Annotated in this window: 1 protein-coding gene; it reads right to left on the bottom strand. The window is 38.3% G+C overall.

Translation table 11 applies throughout. The features are described from left to right. Window positions 1-88: 88 nt before the first annotated feature. Window positions 89-24,949, bottom strand: a complete 24,861-nt coding sequence (locus tag JUD45_RS00055) for a DUF5776 domain-containing protein (protein WP_203619412.1) — start codon at window positions 24,947-24,949, stop codon at window positions 89-91. Between the last annotated feature and the right edge of the window lie 126 nt (window positions 24,950-25,075).

Raw genomic sequence — 25,075 nt, 5'->3', positions numbered from 1 at the left:
AATCTTAAAAAAATATTAATCTTTTATGTTTTTTCTTAAGCTTTATAATAAAAAAAGACCTAGCAAAAATTGCTAGGTCTTTTTTTGACTATCTTACTTTCTTAACAAAGGTCTTGTTTGAAGTAAAGTATCTGTTATGTCCTAGGTATAGTCTTGTTAGTCCATAGTACTTAACCACTTTGACAACGTGAATCAACTGTCCTTGACGAACTCTTCTGATTACATTGTGCTTAGTGTATTTCTTACTTGTATGGATCAATGCACCGGTAGGTTTAATTACACGGAATACCATTGGTTTATTCTTAGTCTTCTTATTACTACTATTCTTAGCGGTCTTAGCAGTATTACCACGGTAATATGCATCTTGAACCATTTGACCAGCAGTAACTAGAAGTCCTCCCGATACGATGTATCTTGGGACACGGTTTCTATAATACTTAATACCAATGACCTTGAAGACATGTGCATTGTATTTTCTTGAGTACTTGTACTTAACAATTCTTGACCCCTTGGAGAACTTAGTTCTTCTGTGTGTAAAGATAGTCTTAACGTTGTAAATATATCTTGGCATGTGAGCCTTGAATTGACGTTTGTACTCTGCGATATAAGCCTTAGCATAAGCAGACGAGTGGTTTTTCATGATATTAATTGGGATAGGACTACGTTTAATAGCACGTAGACTTCCATACTTCTTTCCAATCTTTATCTGATGAACCGTTTCAATCTTAAATCCTTGATTGTACGTATATGCAAAAACTTGTCCTCTGGCAGCCAATTGACTATCGGTTAACTTCTTATGAGTATGTGCACTCGCTTTAGCAGCTGCGATACCTTCTCGATATCCGTTAAATGCATTGACATAAGTCTGTCCACCCAGGTTAATCAACTCATCATTGGTTAATTTCTCATTCGTCTGTGCTTTTTGCATTGCCGCAATCGTGATTCTAGCTGCATTATAACCATTTACATAATAACCGGAATCTGGATTCTTAATTTCTGCATTATTAATGCCATCCTTAAATCCATCTTCAGTATTATTGTATGCCTTATTATAAGCTATATCAGAATTGCTACCATTAAAGTCAGCCTTCTTACCATTATATAAGTAATCATTTTGGGCTGGAACATAACTAGAAGCGATATTGTATGCATAGTTATAAGCCGACACAAAAGCTACATTATGTTGACTAGGATTATTTGGATGCAAAGCGGCACCAGTCTTATATCCCTCATATGCACCAGCAAAAACTTGACGATATGCATCATTATCCAATCCATCAGGAACGAAAATATTATTAAGACTATCAAGCACACCACTGGATTCAGCCAAGTTTTGACCATCATTTAAGCCAGCTTTTGCTGAATTATATCCCAACACATAATTAGTATCTGTTGAATGCTGTGATTGACCACTTATTGCGTCGATAATTCCAATGACAACTGTCTTAGCCTTTTGATAACCAATGTTTTGCGCTGGGCTTACATTTACAGGTAAACTTTCATTTCCACCAATCAATAAATTCTCATATTGAGATTTAGCATCTTTATAACCTTGATTTCGAATTAAACTATTTGAGTCTAATTCATGAGCAGAATTTGGCTTATTGTCGGCAAATTCATTAGCTCCATCAATTAATGATTTAGTTCCTTCTGCCAACGCTTTGTCATAAGCCTTTTGATAAATTAAATTATCCTCATCCTTACTATGTTGTCCCGATTGATTATTTTTAACATCGTTAAATGCAGCAACCGCTCCACGATAAGTGTAATCTAAGTTATTTTGATCAATATGACTTTGAAGCAATGGATTTTGTTGTGCTAATTCGTAACCCTTCTTAGCGTCATTAAAACCAGTTTTAAATGAGTTCTTTTCAGCTTGAGTAGTAAAGGAATCCATCTTCTTATCGTAGTCTTGGATGTCAGTCAAGTATGTCAAAGCACCATCTTGCGTGTTTGATTGACCAAAAGTTAATGCCTTGTCGTATGCGGCAATGTATGCAGGATTACTTGAATCATTACGATGTTGTCCAATTGTATGGTTGGAAACGTCATTAAAGGCATTATCAGCACCGGAATAAACCTCATCATAATCACTGCCACTCTTGTGTTGTTCAATTTGACTAGCATCGCTTTGAGCTGCGGCAAATGCAGTCTGAGCATCATTATAACCCTTGCTGTAATCCTTTACTTTAGCACCGGAACTTGCAAATTGCTTAGTATCATCACTTAATTTGTGACCTTGACCAAAGGCTGTTGCACCTTGATTGGCGTTAGCTTTACCTTCAGACAATGCCTTGTTATAAGCATTTTGGTAAACAAGATCAGCGATTGTTTGACCATGTTCACCCGGTTTGCCATCAGCAACATCGTTAAATGCTGCAGCAGCCCCCGCATATGCTAACCCTGCATTAGTTGTTTGATCAGCACGACTCTTATCATCAGGATTACCTTGTGCTTCACTATAACCATTTGTAGCATCGTTAAAGCCAACTTGGTAAGCTTGCTTATCAATATTGGTGTTCAATTGACGAACTTGCTTTGGACCATTGGCATCAACAGCACCATCATGGGCTTGAGCGAATGCTTGTTGTGATGCTCTGTTATAGGAATCTACAAATGCCTTGTTGGAATCAATTTTAGCATTTTGACCAGGTTGGTGGACAATAATATCACCGAATCCAAGTGCTGCGCCACGGTATACACGATCATAGTTACTATCACTTATATGGTCGTTTACCTTGGTATAGTCGTTTTCAGCATCTGAATATGCTTTAGTTGCATCGTCGTAACCGGCATCATAGGCATCAATCAACGCATTCTTACCAGCGTATTGAGCAATATTGACGGCTTTCGATGCTTCCTTCACTGAATCGTCAGCTCCGTTGTTTGCAATGTCAAACGCTTCTTTAAATGCCTTGTTATATGCAGATTTATCCACATAATTAGTAGCGTTGGCATTAACTTGACCAGTTCTGTCATGGACATCCTTAAATGCCTTGGCAGCAGCTGTATATACTTGATCAGCGTATGAATTACTGTCGTGATGAGCTGCGTCTAAGTAATTAGTTTCAGCATCTGTAAATCCTTGTTTTGCTTGTTTGAAACCAGCAGTAAATGCATCCCTATCACTTGGCTTAGTTTCCTTTGCAAACGCTTCATCATGATTATCATTGTTAAAGGCCAATACACCGTTTAGAGCAGACTGTTTAGCTTGTGCCAATGCCTTATTGAAGGTCAATGTAGCTAGGTCATTTCCTTCTTTAGCAGGTGCTAACGGGTTATCGATGGCAGCATTGAAACCAGCAATAGCATTGGTGTAAACAACATCAAAGTTACTATTAGTTGAATGATTTGAACCTTGAGTTCTATCGTTTTGAGCTAATTCATAAGCACTTTGGGCATCACTTGCACCCTTGTCATAAGCCTTAACTTGCGCAATATTATTTTGATTTGGCCTATTATCATCATTTTGTTGTATATAGCTTATTGCCCCATTTAAAGCCAAATTCATTGATTCTTCCTGAGCTTTTTTAAAGGCTGCATTGTAAATAATAGTATCTTCTTTATTTGGATGATTATTTGCACTTACATCAATAACATTTTGGTAAGCTGCAATTGCCCCACGATATTCTTGATCAGAAATACTGTTGGATCTGTGATTATTATCATCAACTCCAGTAGTTTGTACTAATTGATATGCCTCTTTTACATATTTATATGCAGTATTGTATATCAACGTATCCGTTGCATTAGGTTGTAACTGGGCTTGAGTTTCTTGATTCAAACCATGATTGTAATCCGCTGCAGCTTGATTCATGATTTTTTGTGCTTCTGCAATTGCTTGGATATAGGCATTTTGATAAACCACATTAGCATGGTCATCTTGATGAATATTAGTATTAGACATTGCATCATTAAAACCATTAACAGCACCTTGATAAGCACTATCAACATTATTGGTACTACTATGGTTTGCCATATTGTCTATATTTTGTTGGGCTAACTGGTATCCATTATTGGCATCGGTAAACCCACGATAATAGGCATCATAGTATGCCTGCGTACTACTGAATTGAGCTAAACCTTGTTGCTTATCAGAACCTTTAGCAGCATCCGCCGCACCTTGATTTTGATAAGTTAATCCGTCCACGTATGCTTTATCATATGCAGCCGTTGATACTGGATCATTATTAATACTGCGACTCTTACCATTTGCATTATCAGTAGCAACATCATTAAAGGCAGCAGCAGCACCTAAATATGCTTTATCCACATTAGATCCACTATTATGCAAGAAGTTCTTACTTGGATCTTGCACCGCTTGATTATATCCATTAAGTGCATCTGAGTATCCAGTACTAAAGGCATTAACTAATGCTTGTTGACTAATATTAGCAACACCTGTATTAAGGTCAGCATTAGCCTTACTTGCGTATTGTGCACCTCTACTTGCGTAATCTTGGCCGTCTGCAACAGCTTGATTATATGCATTTAGATAAACTGGACTTGCATCAGCCGTTTGCAAACTGCCAATGGAACGATTAGCAACATCATTAAATCCTGCTGCCGCACCATTATATGCTTCATCAGCATCTGAACCACTAGCATGGTTAGATGGTAAATCATTAGGATTATTTTCTGCTGCTTGATATCCTGCTAAAGCATTAGCTTTTCCTTGGTTGAACATGTTAATCGCTGCTTGATTTGTTCCATAAGCAGATATGGCTTGTTGAATTGCACCATTTCCTAAGAATGCTGTTTGGGCACCATTAGTAGCAATTGCTTTTCCTTCCTTGACTGCACGTTGATATGCAGCTTGATAAACTGAATTATCGTCTGCATTAGCATGAGTAAAACTAGTATCCGTTACATCATTAAATCCTGCTGCAAAACCTTTGTATGATTCATCAAAGTTACTATTAGATCTATGACTGGATGCATCCATAGGATTTAATTGAGCAGCTTGATAAGCTTGATTTGCATCTTGATAGCCCACTGAATAAACCATTTTGGCAGCTTGATTAGATCCTAAATTATTTCTTCCAATAATTAAATCAACAGCATTACCAAAGGCAGTAGCACCATTTTCTGCATAGCTAGTGGCTTCATTAAATGCCTTATTGTAAGCAGCAAGATATGCTTGATTTGTATCGTTCACATTTTTACCTGCATCACTAGTCTTATGATTTACCACTGCATTATAACCATCTACGGTTCCTCTAAAGACCTCGTCTTTATTAGACTCACTAGTATAAGTTTTATCACTTGGGTTAGCTAGAGCAGCTTGGTAACCCTTAATTGCATCACTACGACCCACTGTATACGCCTTAGTTGCAGCATCATAAGTTTGTGTATCGGTGTCATCCTTATTATTGGAGTAGTCAGCAGCTGCTTTATTAGCAATCATACGTGCCTCAGCCAACGCCTTTGTGTAAGCAGCTTGGTAAACAGAACTACTATCTGCTTTTTGTCCTGCGTATAATGTATTATTCATTACATCCTTAAACGCGGCAGCTGCTCCACGGTAAGCACTATCTAAATTAGAAGTAGTTCCATGACTTGCTGAATCAGCAATATTGGTTTGTGCTGCTTTATATCCGATTGTTGCATCAGAGAAACCACGGCTGAAATCATTCTTAGCTGCTTGTCCAGTTAATTCAGATAAACCTTGATCTTTGTTAGGCATTAATTGCATTGCTACGGTAGCACCATTTTCTGCATTGGTTTGTGCGACAGCATGTGCCTTAGCATAAACAGCTTGATAAACAGTACTATCAACCGCTTTCACATTTGTGTTGGTTCCAGTAGCAACATCATTGAATGCATTAGCAGCACCAAGGTATGCATTATTGTAATTACTTTGGTTTCTACCTGCAGTATCACCATTTTGTTGAGTTTGGCTTGGATTCACTTGAGCAGCATTAAATGCATTCGAAGCATCATCATATCCACGATTGTACATAGCTGCATTCGTATCAGTGGTTTTGGATCTATCTTTACCATTACCAAAAGCTACCGCACCACGTTTAGCTAATGCCTTACCATGACTTAATGCTCGACTGTACATCGCCTTAAATACATCACTTTGACCATCAGAACCCTTATCGGTGTTATTAATTACATCGTTAAAGGCAGCAACTGCTCCTTGATATGCTTGATCATATGAAGAATTACTATTGTGAACATCAGCGTTATTAGTTTGCGCTTCAGTGTATGCGGATTGCGCATTAATATATCCAATGGCAATCGAAACGGAGTAACCGATTTGGTTCGAATATCCACTAACTGCGTCAGTTAGAGACTTCAAATGTCCAAATTCGATCGCACCTTGATTAGCATAACTATTACCTTCATTTAACGCCTTTTGGTAAGCAGCATTATAGATTGGATTAGTATTACCATTTGTTCCAATATCGGTGTTATTTACCGCCACTTCATTAAATGCTAAAGCAGCACCGGAATAAACAATATCAGCATTACTTCCTGCTATATAGGTTGGTGGTTCACTAATAGGACTAGTTACTGCAGCTGCATAGGCGTTGGTAGCGTCAGTATATCCTTTATTGTATAAATCTGTATTAGATTTAGTACTTTGATTTTTCTTAGTAGCAAAGTAATCGGCAGCACCGTTTCTAGTGATGACTTGGGCATCAGTGAAGGCACGAATATAAGCCGCATTGTAAACAGAAATATTACTTAATTGTTTAGATACATTGCCAGCTACAACATCTTTAATTGCATCTGCATAACCATTATAGGCTTGGGTCTTATTATCCTGACCATTGCCTTGCGTGCTGGTATAGTCGTTAAACGCATTAGTATAAGCACTTTGGGCATCAATATATCCTTGATGGAACGCTTTAGAATTAACATCTTGGCCGGATGTATCGCCACTGCCATTATTGTTGCTAAATTTCATGGCACCACCTCTGGCAGCCCAATTACCAAGTAACTTAGCCTTAGCATAGGCATCGGTGTAGACCAAGGATTGACTTGCAACGGTTGATTGTTGATTAGTGGTAACTGATTGACTACCGTCAGTATATCCATTAACTGTAGCCTGATATGCAGCATCATAAGTAGCTTGATTATAAATCGTACTGGTGTGGCTAGGTTTGCTAGTATTAGCAGTTGTGGCGTCATTAATCGCATTAATTTCATCATTTGCCATGTTAAAACCGGTCACGTAAGAATTATTATTAGAATTCTCAGTTGTAGTTCCACCGATACGATCATTATAACCAGCTCGAGCTTGGGCAAAACCATAATTTTGTGCTACTGATAATTGATCAGTTTGATTAGCAGTTTCACTAGCTGCATCACCTTTGGCAAAATTAGCTACTCCTACTTGAGCAGCATTAGATGCAGCCTCTTGGGCTTTTTGATATGCAGCCCAATATACTGGGCGGGTAGAAGTATTACTTGGCGAATTATTATTGCCTAGTTTTCCATCAATAAATCCAGCTGCTGCACCTTGATATGCATCCTGAGCGTCATTGATAGTTGTGTAGTTACTATCATTATTAGTGATAGTACCATTAACCACGGAACCATTACTTTGGGCATCATTATAAGCACTTTGGGCAATTTGTTGTCCATAAGCAAATGCATTCTTTTGTGCTTGGTTCCAATCAGTTTGCGTAACTGATGATGAATTTAACCAAGCAATGGCACCACTTTGCGCAGCTGTTCTAGCAGCATTATATCCAGCATTGTATTGTTCTTGATATGCTCTAGATTGACTAGAACTAGTATCAAAAATCAGTGGAGTTTGTCTTGCGATTCCGGCTAAATAACCATCCCTTGCACCATTAAATCCATCTATTTGATTGGATGAGGCCCTTGGGGTCGTATCTGATACGGAATTGGAAACTTTATCACTAGTTAATTGATTAAAAGTAGTTGCCCCTGTTTGCGCATCTTTAGCTGCATTGTATCCAGCGATGTATGCTGCAGATTGACTATTTGAATTAGGTATGGTCGAATTACCAGAATTAAATGCATCATGACCAGCTTGGGCATCACTATAACCTTGTTGTTGTGCTAATGCATCGGCAGATACCCCCGTATTAATAGCGTCAGCCTGAATATAAGCATTTGCTCCATTTAAGGCACTAGTAGGTCCTAATGATTTAGCTTTTTGATATGCATATTGATATGCATACGTTTGACTAGCCAAAGCGGTATCCATAGTTCTGTTGGAATTGAAATGACTACCATCATAGTATCCATCACGAGTTCCATAGTATGCCGCTACTTGAGTAGATGTACCTGGATAATTATCACGAGATGGATTATTAGAAGCATCTAAAGTTCCTAATTGTAGATTCTTCGCCATTCTAATTCCAGCGTTGTATGAAGAATCCGAAGTGTTTGACAACGATAAATCTGATGAACTAGCCATCTGATCGGTAAAACCTTTTTTAGTTTGCCTATATGCATTAGCAAAAGCATCATTTTCAACATCCTTTTTGCCATTTGCTTGCGTATAGCTAGTAGCATCTTGGTTCAAGCTTGATGATTGGAAGGAAATGATTCCATTAATAGTTGCTCGAGCGGCTACTTGTCGAGCTTTATTATAAGCGGCTTGATACAATGCCGTTCCTGATGTGGTAACACTGGATTGTCCACTTTTACCAGCAGCGAATCCTGCTCGTGCACCATTAAAGGTATCATAAGCATCTGTTCCATCAGTATATTTATTAGAATTATCAACATTATCATGAGCATATTGATAAGCATCATTTGCATTAGATTTTCCTTTATCATAAGCAGTTTTCGCTAATTGATTATCATTAGGAATCGTAATAGAAGGTGTTTGTGAGCCGTTCATTGAATCGACAGCCCCTGCATTAGCATATTTCTTTCCATCATTGTAAGCATTCTTATATGCATCTTTGTATGCTTGAGTCTGACCATCTAGCATAGCAAACGCAGTGTCATTTTTCCCATCAGCATAACCCGCTTGAGTTCCTTTAAATCCACCATTGTACCCATCAACGTACTCTTGGCTTTTATCAGTAAAGTCAGTTCTTTGTGAATTTCCTTTTTTGGCATCGTTAGAACCATCAGTCGCTCCGGAAACAGAGTTATAACCAATTAGGTATGCCGTATCAGTATTTCCATTAGTAGATTTATTACCTTGTTGGTCTTCAATTCCTTTTTTTGCCTTTTGAGCACCGTCATTGTGAGCATCCGCATCTAAAGTTTTAGCAGAATCTGTGTACGCATTATTATTAACATAACTCTGTGCACCATCATTACGATCATTGTTAGCTCTTGTCAATGCATAGTTATATGCCGTCGTATAAGCCAAACTACCTTGAGCGTTGGAAGTAGTTTGGTTCTGATTAGCATCACTGTATGCTTTTTGTGTAGCATTATAAGCATCTTGTTCAGCTGAACTTACGTTTTGAGGAAAATTCTCTTTGGCAATTGCCAATTGAACTCCATTAACTACATCTTGACCAATCTTAAAGGCTTTTTGACTTTGCGAATCGGTTAAGCTAGATGTAGATTGACCACTTACAGCTTGGGTATAGGCAGTCAAGGCATTACCATATCCATCAATATCTGCCTGCGTATTGCCACTTGGGTGACCTACGTTATTCAAGAAATCTTGAGCCCCTTGGTCATAATGTATTTGAATCGCATGAATAGCAAACTTATATGCGTCTTTGTATACCTGATTACTATTATTCACTTCATCAGAAGTTTGTGGATTATTGTGCATATCCTGTACCGCTTGGATTGCAGCAGCAAAAGCTTCTGTATACATTGGACCAGTTTGTGATTGCTGAACTTCACCGTTGGCAACATTTTGGGCAGCTTGAAGAACAATCAATCCTTGAGCGAATCCTGCTTTTTTAGCTTGATTATCACTACTATTAGCTTGTGCACTAAGACTATTGGCGTTGATTGCCTCTTGGTAACCAGTCAAAGCATCTTGATAACCTAATTTAAGAACACTGATTGCATCATTAGAAGGTACTGAACTCGTATCAACCCCATTACCAGTTGCGTATTGACTAGCAAATTGATCTCGACCATTTTGATATTGCGTGGTCAATAAATTAATTGCTGATTGATAAGCATCTTGATATGGTACTGATTGCCCGTTGGCTACTGTAGCTGGATGATCCGGATTAGATAAAATAGCTTGAGCAGCCGCATGGTAGGTATTTTGCACATCTTGATATGCTCCAGAGAATTCATTATTAGGAGTATTATTAACTCCCTTAACTGCATCTGCTAAAGCATTTTGCGCGGTTTGAGTAGTGTCACGACCTAATTTGTAAGAATCTGTTAAATTACCAGTAGCTGGCTTTTTATTAACAACATCATCATGTCCGCGTTTAGCATCTCCATAACCGACTGCTTTAGCGCGTCCAGATACCCCTTGGTCATAATCATTGTTTTTACCATCTTCATAATCTTTAGCACCTAATAAGGCATCGCTTTGACCACTAGTCCATGATAATGCATAGACATAATTATAAGCCGTTGCCTGCGTCTTATCAGGTGGTGTACTGTTGGTATTCACATTGTGTGATCCATCACTGTACCCGTTAACAGATGCAGAATATCCAGCAACCGCTGCTTTATAAGCAGCTACTTGAGCTGCTGACCCAGTATAATCAGGGTTATTAGCGTTAGTCTGTGCATCCGCAATTCCTTGTGCGACATCTTTAGCCATCTGAATTCCAGCTTGGTATGACTGATCTTGATTACTATTATCATCTTGCTTATGAGTATTGTAGTAATCAAATCCTGCCTTCATTTGAGTAAAGGCATTATTAGTTGCCACACTCAATGCATCTTTACCTGAAACGGTGGTGTTAACTCCGGAGCTTTGGAATAATGCCTGTCCTTGTTTAACCGCTGCTTGAGCTTCTGATTGTGCTTTATGATAAGCCGCAACAAAGACAGCTGATTTATCAGTTAAATCAATTGGTTTACCACCAGTAGTTCCATCTTTGAAACCAGCTTGAGCACCCGCGAAGGCATCATAAGCATCTGATGGGTTGGTATTATTGTTAGTTGCACTGACATTAGATTTGATTTGATCATAACCACTTTGGGCATTTTGCTTACCAGCAGCATAAGCTGCCTTTTGTGGTTCAGTCCAACCATCCTGGTTAACAGCAGTCGCACCTAATTGTTCAGCAGCACCGTATGATGCATACTTTTTCGCATCTTCAACTGCCTTGTTAAATGCCGTTACATATGCTGGTGATTTGCCGCTTAAATCGACCTTTTGATAGTTTGCACCCGCTTGATAACCCGCTTGTGCTCCAGCAAAGGCATCCTGTTGACTGACACTAATATTTGAATCCAATTGTTTCCCAGCCTGGTAGACATCAAAGCCTGTCATACTATCTTTATATGAATTAAATCCAGCCATAAATTCTTTATTAGCTTTTTGATCATTTGAAGGCTCATTGTTTTGCGTAGCAGCTGCATATCCAGCTTCTGCATCAGCATATCCACTTTGTTGTGAGGTTATAATCGCTGTGTTTCCCTCTGGTTTATCTTTACCAGTTAGGTAATCATTCGCACCTGTAGAACGTGAATTTTGTGTTGCATATACTGCTTGTTTATATGCTTGAATGTAATCAAAAGATTGACCATTTAATTGACTGTCATTCTTAATTTGACCACCGGCATTTGTTGCATCTGCGATTCCAGCTTTAGCACCTGTATAAGCATTATCTTGATGTACACCCGCACTATTGGTGTTGGATTCATTATTCAATGCATGTGTATACCCAACATAAGCTTGTTTACCTTGATTAAATCCAGCCAGGTATCCTGAAGTTTGTCCTGATGATGGTTGTCCACTCATGGCAGCTTGGTATCCATTAGTGGCATCAGCAACCCCTGCTTTATATTCATCAGTCGCATTAGCGATAGATGCCGTATTAGATAGATATTGTTGATACCCACTTTGGTAATTAACCCTCATTTGGTCAATGGTTAATTTAAATGCATTTACATATGGTGCACTGGAGAAGTTATTGTCCGTGGAAGTAACATTATCTGAAATATCTGGATTCGATTTGAAATCAGTCTTAGCAGTTTGAGCAGCTTCAACCGCTTTTTGATAGATAGGATCATTATTATTAGCATCGACTGATTGTCCTGTCGCTATTTGGTTAGCTCCTTTAACTACTTGGCGTCCCTCAGCAAATCCCGCTTGTTTACCAGAATTATCAGACGAATTTGCGGTTGCATTAACATTGTTGGCAGCAATTGCTTCATTATATCCAGCAACAGCATCACTAAATCCATTAGCAAACAATGTTTGTGCTTGACTAGAAGTAACGTTAGTTACATCCGCTTGAGTAGCACCATTAGCATAATCAGTGATAAATTGTTGATAACCTGATTGGTATTGACCTCTCAAGTATGTCTTAGCTGCTGCATATGAATCATTATAAGCAACTGATTTAGAAGTTGATGGAGTTGTATTGGTATCATCTGGATTGTTCTGCAATGCTAAAAAGGCATCGTTATATGCCACTTGGGCATTTCCATAAGCTACTGCATCTGATGCCGTGGCTTGACCATTATTATTCCCATTTTGGGCATCAGTTAAACCAGCTTTAGCGGACTTAGCAGCATTGTAGCCAATAACATACGCTGGGACTGTAGATTGAGTTTGTGTTTTTCCACTCACAAAATCATCATGACCGAGTTTAGCTTGATTGTATCCAAACTGTTGTGCTTGAGAATTTTGATCTGATCCACTTGCCGGTTGACCTGTATTGCCAGTAAAGGCAATTGCACCTGCATTAGCATTGAATTGGGCATTTGATAGAGCTTCTGCATATGCATCACGGTAAACACGTGATTGACTTTGATCATTACCAGTCGGATTTTGTTGATTATTGCTTCCATTCTTTCCATCACTATATCCAGCTACAGTGGCATGAAATGCTGAGATAAATGATGCACTACCAGTAGGTGTTTGATTGGCATTAGTAATAGCTGCATTTAAACCATTTTGTTCATCTATAGCCATTTGAATTCCAGTTTTGTATGCAGAATTATTATTATTTGTGTCCACGGTTCCATTTAACTGGGAAGTGTATCCGTCACTAGCTTGGTTATATCCATTATAGATTGCTTGATTAGTGGCATCTACAGCGTTTGATTTACCAGAGTCATCATTATTTTGGGCGAAATCGTTAATACCAATTGTAACGTTTTGCTTCGCCTCTGCTAACGCTTTATTGTATGCAGATGTATATACCAAATTACTACCAGAAGGAATTGATCCATTACCTGTAAATCCTGTAATAAATCCAGCTTGGGCTCCGTTGAAGGTATCATAAGCATCAGTTCCGGAAGCATAAGGATTACTGATGGTGACGTTACTTTTAGCTTGAGCATATGCATTATTCGCATTAGTTTGACCTGCGTGATATGCATCTAACTGACGAGCATTGTAGTTAGCAATGTTTTGAGCCGGTGTATTACCATTAGCATCTGCCGCACCTAAAGAAGCCTTGGCTTTTCCATCTTGGTAAGCCAATGCGTATGCTGCATCATATGCTGGAGTAGCTCCTGAATTATTACTTACTCCATTACCATTTTCTCCATCTGCATAACCAGCCATCGCACCATTATAACCTCGTTGTTGTTCACGATATGTGGGGTTATAAGCAGCTGAAGTGCTAGTAGCAGTTTGAGCATCATGGAATCCTTGCATTGCATTTACATATGCGTAGAACCCACGCATAAATGAAGGATTGTTTTGTTGATCTGCACTTAATTGATCAGCAGTCGTATTTGGATTACTTTGTGCATAGTTAAATCCATTTTGAGCAAAATTATATCCTTGTATAATTCTGTTATATTCAGGATTAGTCTTATCAACTTGTTTACCATTAACAAAGTTGGTAGCACCTGTATCCGCTGCTGTTTTCACATCATTATAAGCTTTTTTATAAGCTTCACGATAAGCTAGTGACATCCCTGCCAATTGATTATCAGATTGTTTGCTACTTGACAAAGCATCTTTGTAACCAGCTGTAGTCCCTAAGTTAGCATCGTTTTGGACCGAATCATTAGTGGTGGCTGTATTGCCAATCATTCCAGCATTGTATCCAGATAAAGCACTTTGTCCAGCTATCTTACCTTGATTGGCACCAGAAGTAATATAACCATACGCATTCGTATCTGGAGTTCCAGACCCGTTTATCACGCTTTGGAATCCATTTAACGCGTCGTTATATCCAGCCACAAATGATGAAGTCGCATCACCCGGTAAATTCTTACCAGATAAGTATTGTTGGACTCCGCGATTGTAATTAGCTCTTAATTGGTAGATAGCAGCAGTATAGGCAGCGGTATAAGCAGGATTGCCTGCATTTGGATTACTTGTGTCAACCGAATTATTAGTATCCGGATTCTTAGTGAAGGCACTAAGCGCATCTTGAGCAGCTGAGAACGCTTTTTGATAGTATCCATCCGAGTTACTATCGGCAGTAGTTTGACCGCCAGTAACTTGTTGGACTGCTTTGTATGCTAATTGTCCCTCCGTAAATCCAGCTTGGGCTGCAGTGGTACTCTTAGAAGATTTATTAGACCCTCGCATTGCCTCATTGAATGCTACTAATGCATCTTGAAACCCTTGGTTCAATAGTGCTTGTGATTGAATGCTCTTAGCATTGTCGGTATTAGCACTAGCTTGTCCATTTACATATTGATTAATAAATTGTTGCTTACCAGCTTCATATTGGTCATTAAGATCTTGTTTAGCTTGATTAAAAGCATATTGGTATGCAAGGGTATTATTGGTAGCCGTTTGACTAATATCGTCAGGGTTCTTTTGAAGTGCAGCAAAAGCGTCTTGATATGCCTTACGAGCTACACTGTAAGCGTTGGAATCACTAACGGTTGCTTGTTGAGTATTATTACCACTCTCAATGTCGATTAAACCAGCTTTAGCTGATTGAGCTGATTTGTATCCAATCTGATAACTTTGATTTTGACTATTGTCATTACCAGATAAACCTTCAGCAAATCCAGCTTTGGCATTATTAAAACCAGTTTTTTCAGCAACGCTGTTGGCATCAATACCTTCATTAATCGTCGTATTATTAATATATGCTTGAGCCCCTTGAGACGCTTGATTAATACCGTTTTGTTTAGCGGCTGCATAAGCATCTAAGTATGCTCTAGACTGGCTTGCGTTAGTACCCGTAGGAGTAGCTCTATCAGCTGTCCCGTTAGCTCCATCAATGTATCCGGCAACCGTAGCCGCATATGCTACTTGTTGCGCTAAATCACCATTTTGATAATTGCTGATTGATGGATTATTGGTAGCATCTATAGCTCCATTTTGAACATTATTAGCTAAAGTAACACCGGCCAAATATGATGGGTCTGTATTATTTTTATCAATCTGATTATTTTTAGCCGCTGTGTACCCAGCATTAGCAGTTTGAAAACCATGACTTTGCGCGTTACCCAGTGCATCGGTTGCCCCATGCGTAGTATCTCCAGCGTTAGCTTCGAAGTTAGTTACTCCTTGAGCTGCAGCATTAGCCGCTGCTTGTTTGGCTTTCACATACGCAACTTGATAATCTAGTGATGAATTGGAAACATTGGTAGTTTGACCAGTAGTCCCATCACTAAAACCTAACTTAGCACCATTAAATGCATCTTGTGCATTGTTAGTTGCAGAAGTGGCACTATTAGCATTAATATTGCCAGCAGCCTCATTATATCCACTATTAGCATTATGAACCCCTTGGTCATAGGCAATTTGTTGTTGTGGATTCCAGTTAGCATAATCAGATACTTTAGTATTAACATAAGCATTCTGTGCACCTAAGTTAGCCTTTGATTGGGCATCGTTATAGGCATCTTGATATGCACTGGTGTAAGCATTAGAAACTTTGTCTACTTTTTGGTTATCTGATGGCAATGAGGTGATTGTGGCGCCGGAATTAGCTCCAGCTAAGTATCCATCCTTAGTTCCGTAGTAGGCATTTTGGGCATCCCCACTCAAGTTATTTGCATCACTAGATTCTGATTGAACGGCTTGTTTGGAACCAGTAGCAGTAGCCACCCCTTGATCAAAACCAGTGATATAAGTTTTATCATTATTAGTTGGCGTTGGGGTTGCGGTAGTTTGACCAATTTGTTTACCATCTGCAAAACCATCCGCAGCATTGGATACCCCCGTCGCATAATTGTTATCGGATTTCTTTACACCATCATCAACGGTTCCCTTGGTGTAATCATTGGCACCTGCTTGTTGCCGTCCAGCATAATTACCTTGTGTATATGCATTTTGATAAATTTGATTACCTGATTGGTTTGTATCTTTATTAGTCGAAATTCCATGCGTACTTGCAGAACCATCTTTGTAACCACCAACAGCACCTTGATAACCAGATTGATAAACGTTGGCATTAACTGTGGATTGACGACTATCAGGTACAGTCGTAGTATTCGACGTACTTGGGTCGCTCTTTACAGCAGTTAACCCATCATTGGCACCAACTGCTTGTGAGTAAACCACAGCATATAAAGGTGAATTGTTCGTTGCATTCTTAGTATTTGATTGGGCGTTTAACAATGCCTGCATTGTATCACTGTATCCAGGTTCATCGGAATGTGCATTCGGATCATTTTGTCCTGCCAAAAAGTCATTCATGGCATCTTGGTATCCCTTAGCAACCGATTTAGCCTGATCAAAGCCAACCTTTTCATTGATGGCTATAGGTTCTTTAGTGTTGTTAGGGTTAAGACCTTGTTTAAATCCATTAGTTGCGTCGTTATAAGCTTGGTTGTAAACCGCTTGATTTGCGGTAGTTGTTTGACTGGCTGGATTAGCAATTTGACCACTATTAAAAGCAGCTAGCCCTGCTTGACTAGCAGTAGTTGCATCTGCTCCAGCTTTGTTATAAGCCATAACATAAGCAGCACTATGAGAAGCATCCACTACGATGGGGGTAACCTTACCAGCCTGCTTAGCAGCTGCAATGGCATCAGCAACCCCTTTATACGTATCAGAATTAGAATCATTGGCACTAGGAACAGGTTTACTTTCTGCTGCCTGGTAATCACTACGAGCAGCTTGTCCTGCGTCATATCCACGATTATATTCTTTAGATGTTAATGACTTGGTATTGTTAGCAATACCATCATCGTATCCTGTATTGGCATCAGTATATCCAGTAGTGTAGTTAGCATCCGTTGGCACTCCATTATTTTTACCAGATAAGAAATCAGTAGCTCCAATTTCCTTTCTACCAATGACATTACCTAAAACGTAACCATATTGATATGCTGGATTATTGTTATTAGGAGATGCATTATAACGTTCCGAACTACCGGCAGTGCTGGAAACTCCATCAAGATATCCTTCAATCACCGCATTGTAACCAGTCTTATATGAGACGTCACTAAGTGATTGTGCGTTATTAACTTGATCGTTATCTCCAAGCGTAGTAGCGTTGCTAGTTGACTTATTCAATTTAGCTAACGCATCATTCATCCCTAGTTTTTGCGCAGTTACAATCGCATAAATTGGTGAATTATTAGTTGTACTTACTTGACCGCTTTGTACGTCTTGTAAAGCTTGAATCGTATCTTTATATCCTACTAACTCTGGATGAGCATTAGGATTAGTGGTACCACTATTGGCATCTGATAAAGCTTGGTTGTACCCCGCTGAATATACTTTAGCGGTATTAATTCCAGCAGATTCACTTGCATCACTACTTGTATCCGAACTATTAGCTAACCCTGCTTGGAAACCTTTTTGGGCTGCAGCATATGCACGATCATAAATAACTTGTGGATTACTAAACGCTAATTTAGCATGTCCTTGCCCGCTAATAAAATCATTGGCACCTTGAGTAGTTGAATCGCGAGATTGTCTTAAGGCAGTATTATAAGCATTTACATATTCACCATTATCATTACCACCTAAAACTTTATCAGTTAAAGAATTTCTTTGAGTATCCGTAGTTGCATTCATGTATGCTGAAAACGCATCGCTAGCTCCCGCATACGTTTGTGTACTATCTGTGGGCTGACTATTAGCAGCCTTTACATAGCTATCATGATAATTCATTCCAGCATTAAATCCACTGATATAATACGTTGATTTTCCATTAGTTAACTGATCTTTATTATTGGCACCATTAATAAGACCGTCTTCATAGCCATCTTTGGCTAAATTATATCCGGTCGTAAATTGGGCATTGTTTTGTGGATCAGCTCGATTATAAATAAAGGCTTGTGACCCATTGAAAGCTTGATCAGAAGTCTTAGCAATTTGACGAGCACGTTGACTCAAGTCATTATTCATGTCACTAGGTAGCGCATCACCATCATTTTTAGTGTATGCGTAATAAGCACCAATATAGAAAGCTTTGAAAGCTTCTTGTTGACCATTATCCAATCCAGATGGGATGGATATGTTATTAATATCAACTTTATTTTGGTGTTCATAATCACTTTTAGCTTGAGCCAGAGCTGCTTGAACTGCAACATAACCTTTATATGCTATGGAATTAACATCAGCAGGTTGACTGGTTGCCATTGCACCAGCATAGATGCTTTGTCCATAAGTGTATCCTTTAGCTTGAGCAGCACCATTAGGTGCAGTATTAGATTTAATAAAAGCATGTAATAAACCGTCCTTAGCATCTTGCCAACCTGTTGAAAAAGCGTCCCCATAAACATTATTAGCGTTATTAGCATCTACTTTAGTTCCACCATTAACAAATTGATTGGAGCCACTAATGTATGCTTTCATCATGTTTTGAGCCGCAACATAGTAAACCTTTTTGTATAATGGGGTTTGCGAATTAGCTGGATCTACAGCTGTTCCAGAATTCTTAATACTACTTAACACATCATTAACTGCTTTAATCACATCATCTGAAGTAGATGATTGTTTATTAATAGCGTTGCTATATTCAGCTGCATATTTTTGTCCTGATTTGTAACCTGCTTGATATGCAGGTCCTTGAACATTGTAATAGGTACTAAAGTCAGCAGCTTTGGTTTGACTATCATCGCCAGTTAAGGCAATTTCAAATCCTTTAGCAGCATTTAAATATCCCAAACTATATTCTGGAGATTGATTGTATGAGAAGTTTCCAGTATAGGTAGCTTGTTTCTTAAAATCTTCAATTCCTTTCTCATATGATGATTGCAAAGAAGTATACAATTGCGTATATAGAATTTGATAAATGGTACCTTGTGCATCTGATCTATCCTTAGATTTACCATCACCAGTAAAGACATCATTATGCGAGTCCACTAGTGCATTTTGAATATCATTATTGACATAGGTAGTTAAATCATTGCTAGTACTATTGTTAGTATGTTGATCCTTAGTGACGTCCACTTGGGAGGATTTATTATTAATTTGTAATGCTAAAGATTCACCAAATGCATATTGATTATCGGTATTTGTATTCGTTGACTGTAATCCATTGGTTAAACCTGCATATATGGATTTAATTGCTGATTGATAGCTTAACTTGTCAGCTCCTTTATCCGATTCAGACACATCTTGAATATTTCCATATACAAAATCTTTTTGGACTTGAGATGATTGTGATTGTCCTTTAGTTAATGCTGATTGATAAGCTAATTTGTACACCTTAGTTTTTGTAGTCAAATCTGTTTTACTACCTAAAGTACCATCATTGTAACCTGCAATTGTAGCTTGGTAGGCATCAATATAGTCAGTTGATTTACCAGTAGTGTTGGCAGATACTGTTTGTTGAGTGGCCGCTGTAGCATCACTCATCGCAGCTGTAATACCATTCTGCATGTCTTGATATTGTTTTAATCCAGCTTGATATCCAGCAGAAGTTGTTGGAACTCCCGCAGTTTGATTAAATCCAGCTTGAGCATCATCATAACCAGCTGCTGCAAATGGTCTATTTGATCTTTCTTCGCCTTTTAAGAATGCATTAATTCCTTTATTGTACAATGGCACAATCTGATTTTTCACAAAGAAATTAACTATTGTATATAATGGTGCACTAGTATTATAAGTTGAGGTATAACTAGTTTTTTGCAAAGCTGCTTTTTGACTATTGAAGACATCAATTGCAACATTAAACGGTGTTGCATAATTGGAACTAACACTAATATTTTGTGCACTTAAATCTTGTGCATTCATAGCTGCTAAAACACTATTTTGACTACCAAAAAATGCTAAATATCCAATGGCAGCAGCTCCATTAGTATTTCTTACGGTTGTATCAAGGCTTTGTGGTTTGGAACCTCTAAAACCATTCGATACTCCATTAGCTGCAGCATTAAATCCGGCGGCATAGTTAGATTGATATTTAGCAGTACCATTGGTTGTAACCCCGTTAACCGCATTGTTAACATAGGCATTAGCCCCATCCAAGAATCCTTGGGCATCTTTAGCATTTTGCACCCCATAGTTGTATCCGATTACGTAAGCAGAATCAGTACTATTGGTGCTAGGATTAGGATTAGTAATACTATTGTATGCAGTATAACCATCATTGTAACCTTGATTAGCAGCATTATACCCGCTGGTGTAGCTATCATCAGAAGCTTTAGCTTTACCTACTTTCACATAGTCATTAGCCCCAGTTACTCTACGGGCTGGACTCATTCCGTATTGATATGCATTTTGGTAAGCAGAAGTGGTCCCGGCAGCAGGTTGGTTGTTACCAACTAATCCAGCTTGATATCCATCTACTGCTCCTTGATATCCAATCAAGTATGATGACGATTCACCACTTGCATTAGCTATTGTTGAACTACCTTGGTTACTAGTTTGGTTATTAGCTTGCACCGCTGATAATCCATCTTGTTGACCTTTATTAAAAGCTACTTGGGCATTATTATATGATTGTCCATAGTACTGATCCCATAATGAACCTAAACTTGCGGTACTAGTCCCATGTTGAAAATCATAAATTCCTTGTTGGGTAGCTAAAGGAATAATGGTACTCATATATCCCGCTAGTTGGACTTGATTTAATCCTGCTTGAGAGTTTTTCTTTAGTGCTTGATATGCACCATATTTAGCTTGCTTATAGATAGTAACATCGCCTTGAAAATTGTCACTATTAAGTTGGCTAGGATCATTGTAATTAGCTTCCGTAATATTGCTAATATTTTGTTGTTGTTTAAATGCTTGTGCAACTGCTTGTTGCACTGCTTGATATCCGGCCTGTTCTGCTTTCCAGCCTAATTGTCCCGCAGCTAGGTTAGGGATTGCAGAACTAGTTTGGGTTGGAAGAGTTTGTGAAAGTGCTCCATTTACTAATGACTTTCCGTATAAGAAGGCTTCTTGTTCAGTTCGATTAGCACTGCTATCTGGATTATTTCCTAATGGATCCAATAAATTAATCGCATTGTTAAATCCGACCGCCGCAGCATTATATGCAGCAACTTGATTAGGATCGTTTTGAATATTATTCCAGTTAGTTCCATTAAAGTTGCCGGATGAAATATTACTACCTTGTTTTTCGTCAGCAAAGAAAGCTGCTACCCCTTGACCATCTGAGATTCCAGCATAAGTTGCTGCAGCAGTCATTCCGTCATAGTTACTTGTAACTAGACTATTATTAGCAATAATATTTTGCGCACTTTGGCCTAGAGAATTAAAGGATGCATTATATGCATTAGTATATTCCGTTTGCGCCTCTTGATAGCTAGCATTTTGCGCATTATTATTACGATTATACTTAGCATCATATAATCCAGCTTGATAGGAAGCTTCTTGATATCCTCTAATAAATGCTCCAGGGTTATCAGAATTATTATAAGCTGCTAATTGCGTATAATCTTGGTCTGGTTGTGTTTTATCATAAGCAGCATAACCAGCTTGAGCACCTTGATACCCACTTAAATAATCAGAACTGGTTTGAACATTGAATGTTTGCAGTGCTTTCGCAGCATTATTACCGTTTAAGGCATCCGTAATACCATCAACGATTCCTTGATTAGCTGTACCTACACTACCATTATCAGTGACGAAAGTTCCATTTTTATCAGCTTTAATTACACCATTGCTACCGGAATATCCTTCAACACTACCTACATAACTATTACCATCACTAACCATATTGACAGTACTTAATCCATAGGTTAGACGTAATCCATATCCATTGGAAGCATTTGCGGGTAAGTTAAATGAGATGGGAATAATTTGTCCATCTTGGTAATTAGAATTAATTGATTGGGTAGTAGTATAACTGTTAGGGTCAACCGTTTGATTTTGATTGGTAGTCGTTGTATTGGTACTTTGATTATTTAGTAATTGCATATCAGAAATGCTAGTGCCATTACCACTGTAGACGCCCACATGGACTGGACCAACTGATGGTGAATACTTTGTTATCCTTGCATAAGCATTGATGGTGGAAGTTCCATCAGAGTTCTGTGTACGAGAAATAGGCCCTGCAAATGTTATTGATGGAATTGGATCAATTTCTAATGTGTTTCCCGTTATCGTTCCACTATTTTTATTACCACTAGCATCGGTAAAAGTAAATTTATTAGATCCGTTAGAAAGATTGAAGTAATAGTATGGTGTTCCATTAACAGCAACCGTATATGCCTTAATGTCCTTGTTATTAAATTGAGATGTTTTATCATTTTTAGTTAAAACAATACGACTATTCCCAACATTATTAACGATTAAACCTTGTCCATAGATTGGTATGTTCTTAATACCTGAGTTGTCGGTGATTTGGATAACTAAGTTACCACGATTTCCTACGTTAAGGTTCCCGCCACCAACTTGTGTTAATAATCCATAGTAAGATGATGATGTTAAGTTAGATAACTTCACCTGAACTAATCCACCGTTCAAAATATTTAGACTAGTGTTACCCTTAAAATCTAAAGCTTCTGCATAATATCCTGGAACCCCATTAACTTCAACATTAATCGTCCCACCATTAACGTTAATAGCCGTTGGTCCAGCGGTATAAATACCACTTCCATAAAACGACTTAGTAGATGATAGATTACTTGGAATAATATTTAATGTAGCATCCTTGTTGACGTTTAATTTGGAACCAACAGCATTAAAGTAAATTCCAAAATTAGCGCTGTCAATAGAACTAACTCCACCGTCAGCAGGTAATAAAGTCATATTAGATCCTTGTCCAATTGTGACATTACCAGTGGAAACAATATTAGTACCACCTGAGTTACCAGTGGAACCAAAATAATTACTGTATGGCTCTAAGATAAAATTCCTCACTTCTAGATTTTCTTGATTACCGCCACCTTGAATAAATATCCCCGTTCCATTATTAAACGGAGAGAAATAGTAATCACTAGATTGTGGAATAATCACATTTACATTACCTGAGAAGTATGCGTCATTATCGTATGCTGATAATAGTTGAGAACCAACATAATTAATGTTGCGATAACGAATAGATGCATTGGATTGTGCATTAATAAATGGTCCATAATAATCACTACCATAAATTGTTTGGAAGTTTTGTACTTTTAACTGATTAACATTGGTAATGCTGTAACTTAGTCCATGCATATCCACCATATGGTTTTGCCCATCAATGGTTAAACTACCATTTCCATTATAAGTACCAGATACTCCCACACCATAAATTCCATCCAAATTAACATCATTGACAAATTTGATGGTTGTAATGCTTGCAGGGAGTGTTCCTTTATTGGTGAAATTAGTGCTACCCATCCCTACTGCATAGAACTGATTACTATTTGCAATAAACGCAGTTCCATTTTGAGTTTGGTTAGCAACATCATTATATGCATTAAGATAGATTGAACCTAAGCTAGAACTAGATAATTGTGCAACTGGCCCTTTATAATTATTTAAATAGTCGAACTGCTTACTAATCGCATCTGTTGCTCCAACATATGCCAAATCATATGGATTCTTTGATTGATGTAAGTCTCCTTGGGCAAAGAAATCGGAAGTTATGCCGGATCCATCAGTACCAACACCTCGCCATTTTCCTGATTCAGCATCCGCCATTCCTTGTTGTGATAGTGCATAACCCACCCCTTGATTAAAGGCAGATTGAAGTCCTGCGTATGGATCGTATTTTTTTCGATCATTTAAGATTGCAGGATCATTTGCAGTAGGAACGTTAATTTGCGTTCCGTTAGTAAATTGAACACTATGGTTATTAGCACTGTTAAGTTTATTAATCTTAGTGTTTTGATAATTCTGGGAAGAAGTACTTGCTGATTGTGGATCATCTGCTCCACCTTGTCCAGAACTGCTCAAAGTACCATACCCTTGTGGCGTCCCTGATAAATCGGATCCAGTTGAACCAGTTGTGGGAACTGAGCCACCGCCAGTGGAAACAACACTTGATCCGCCAACGCCTCCTGTGCTACCACTGGCACCGTTAGACTTATCACCAGTATATCCTGTCACTTTAGCCGGTGTGTTCCCGTAAAAAGTATAATCTTGCGTACCAGTACCTTGGCCATTAGTATTATTATTGTATGCATTTATTGCACTAATAGCCCCAGCATATCCAGCTTGATAATAATCTTTTGCTTGGCCACTATAATTAATTGAATTATCGCCTTTTTTATTATATGCATCATTAGCACCTTGATTAATCTGTTGGCTAAATTGCGCTGAGTTATCTGTATTATCAACAGTACTTGATGACGAACTATCTCCATCGCGGTAACTCAATTGATTATCATCAGATTGTTGATCATTATTAGAATTAGCCTGATTTTGGGCAGACTGATCTCCTGAATTATTAGAAGTATTATTAGATGATTGCGCCACTTGTTGAGGATTGTCAGCAGCTTTGGCAGAAATACTATTCATGCCATATGCTGAAACACCTAAAACGGATAAAGTTGCAATGGACACTACTACCCATTGTTTCTTTACCTTTTTCATAAGTTTTTTATCATTAGATTTTGTGAATTTATTTTTATTATATTGCATAAAACATCGCCCCTTTAATGTCACGATTTTTAATATAAATATACAGCGTGTCTAATTGTTCTAATCTTAATTTAACACTATTCTACTCTATTGTTCAGATAAATGGCTCATTATTTAATTTCTTAA

It is taken from the genome of Apilactobacillus nanyangensis (assembly GCF_016861915.1).
In the GTDB taxonomy this organism is placed as follows: domain Bacteria; phylum Bacillota; class Bacilli; order Lactobacillales; family Lactobacillaceae; genus Apilactobacillus; species Apilactobacillus nanyangensis.
Note: the sequence above shows the minus strand (reverse complement) of the source record. Positions and strands in the feature narration are given on the sequence as shown.

What these genes read in the sequence shown, in the direction of transcription:
- JUD45_RS00055 (WP_203619412.1), bottom strand. Translation starts at nt 24,949, where the DNA reads ATGCAATATAATAAAAATAAATTCACAAAATCTAATGATAAAAAACTT.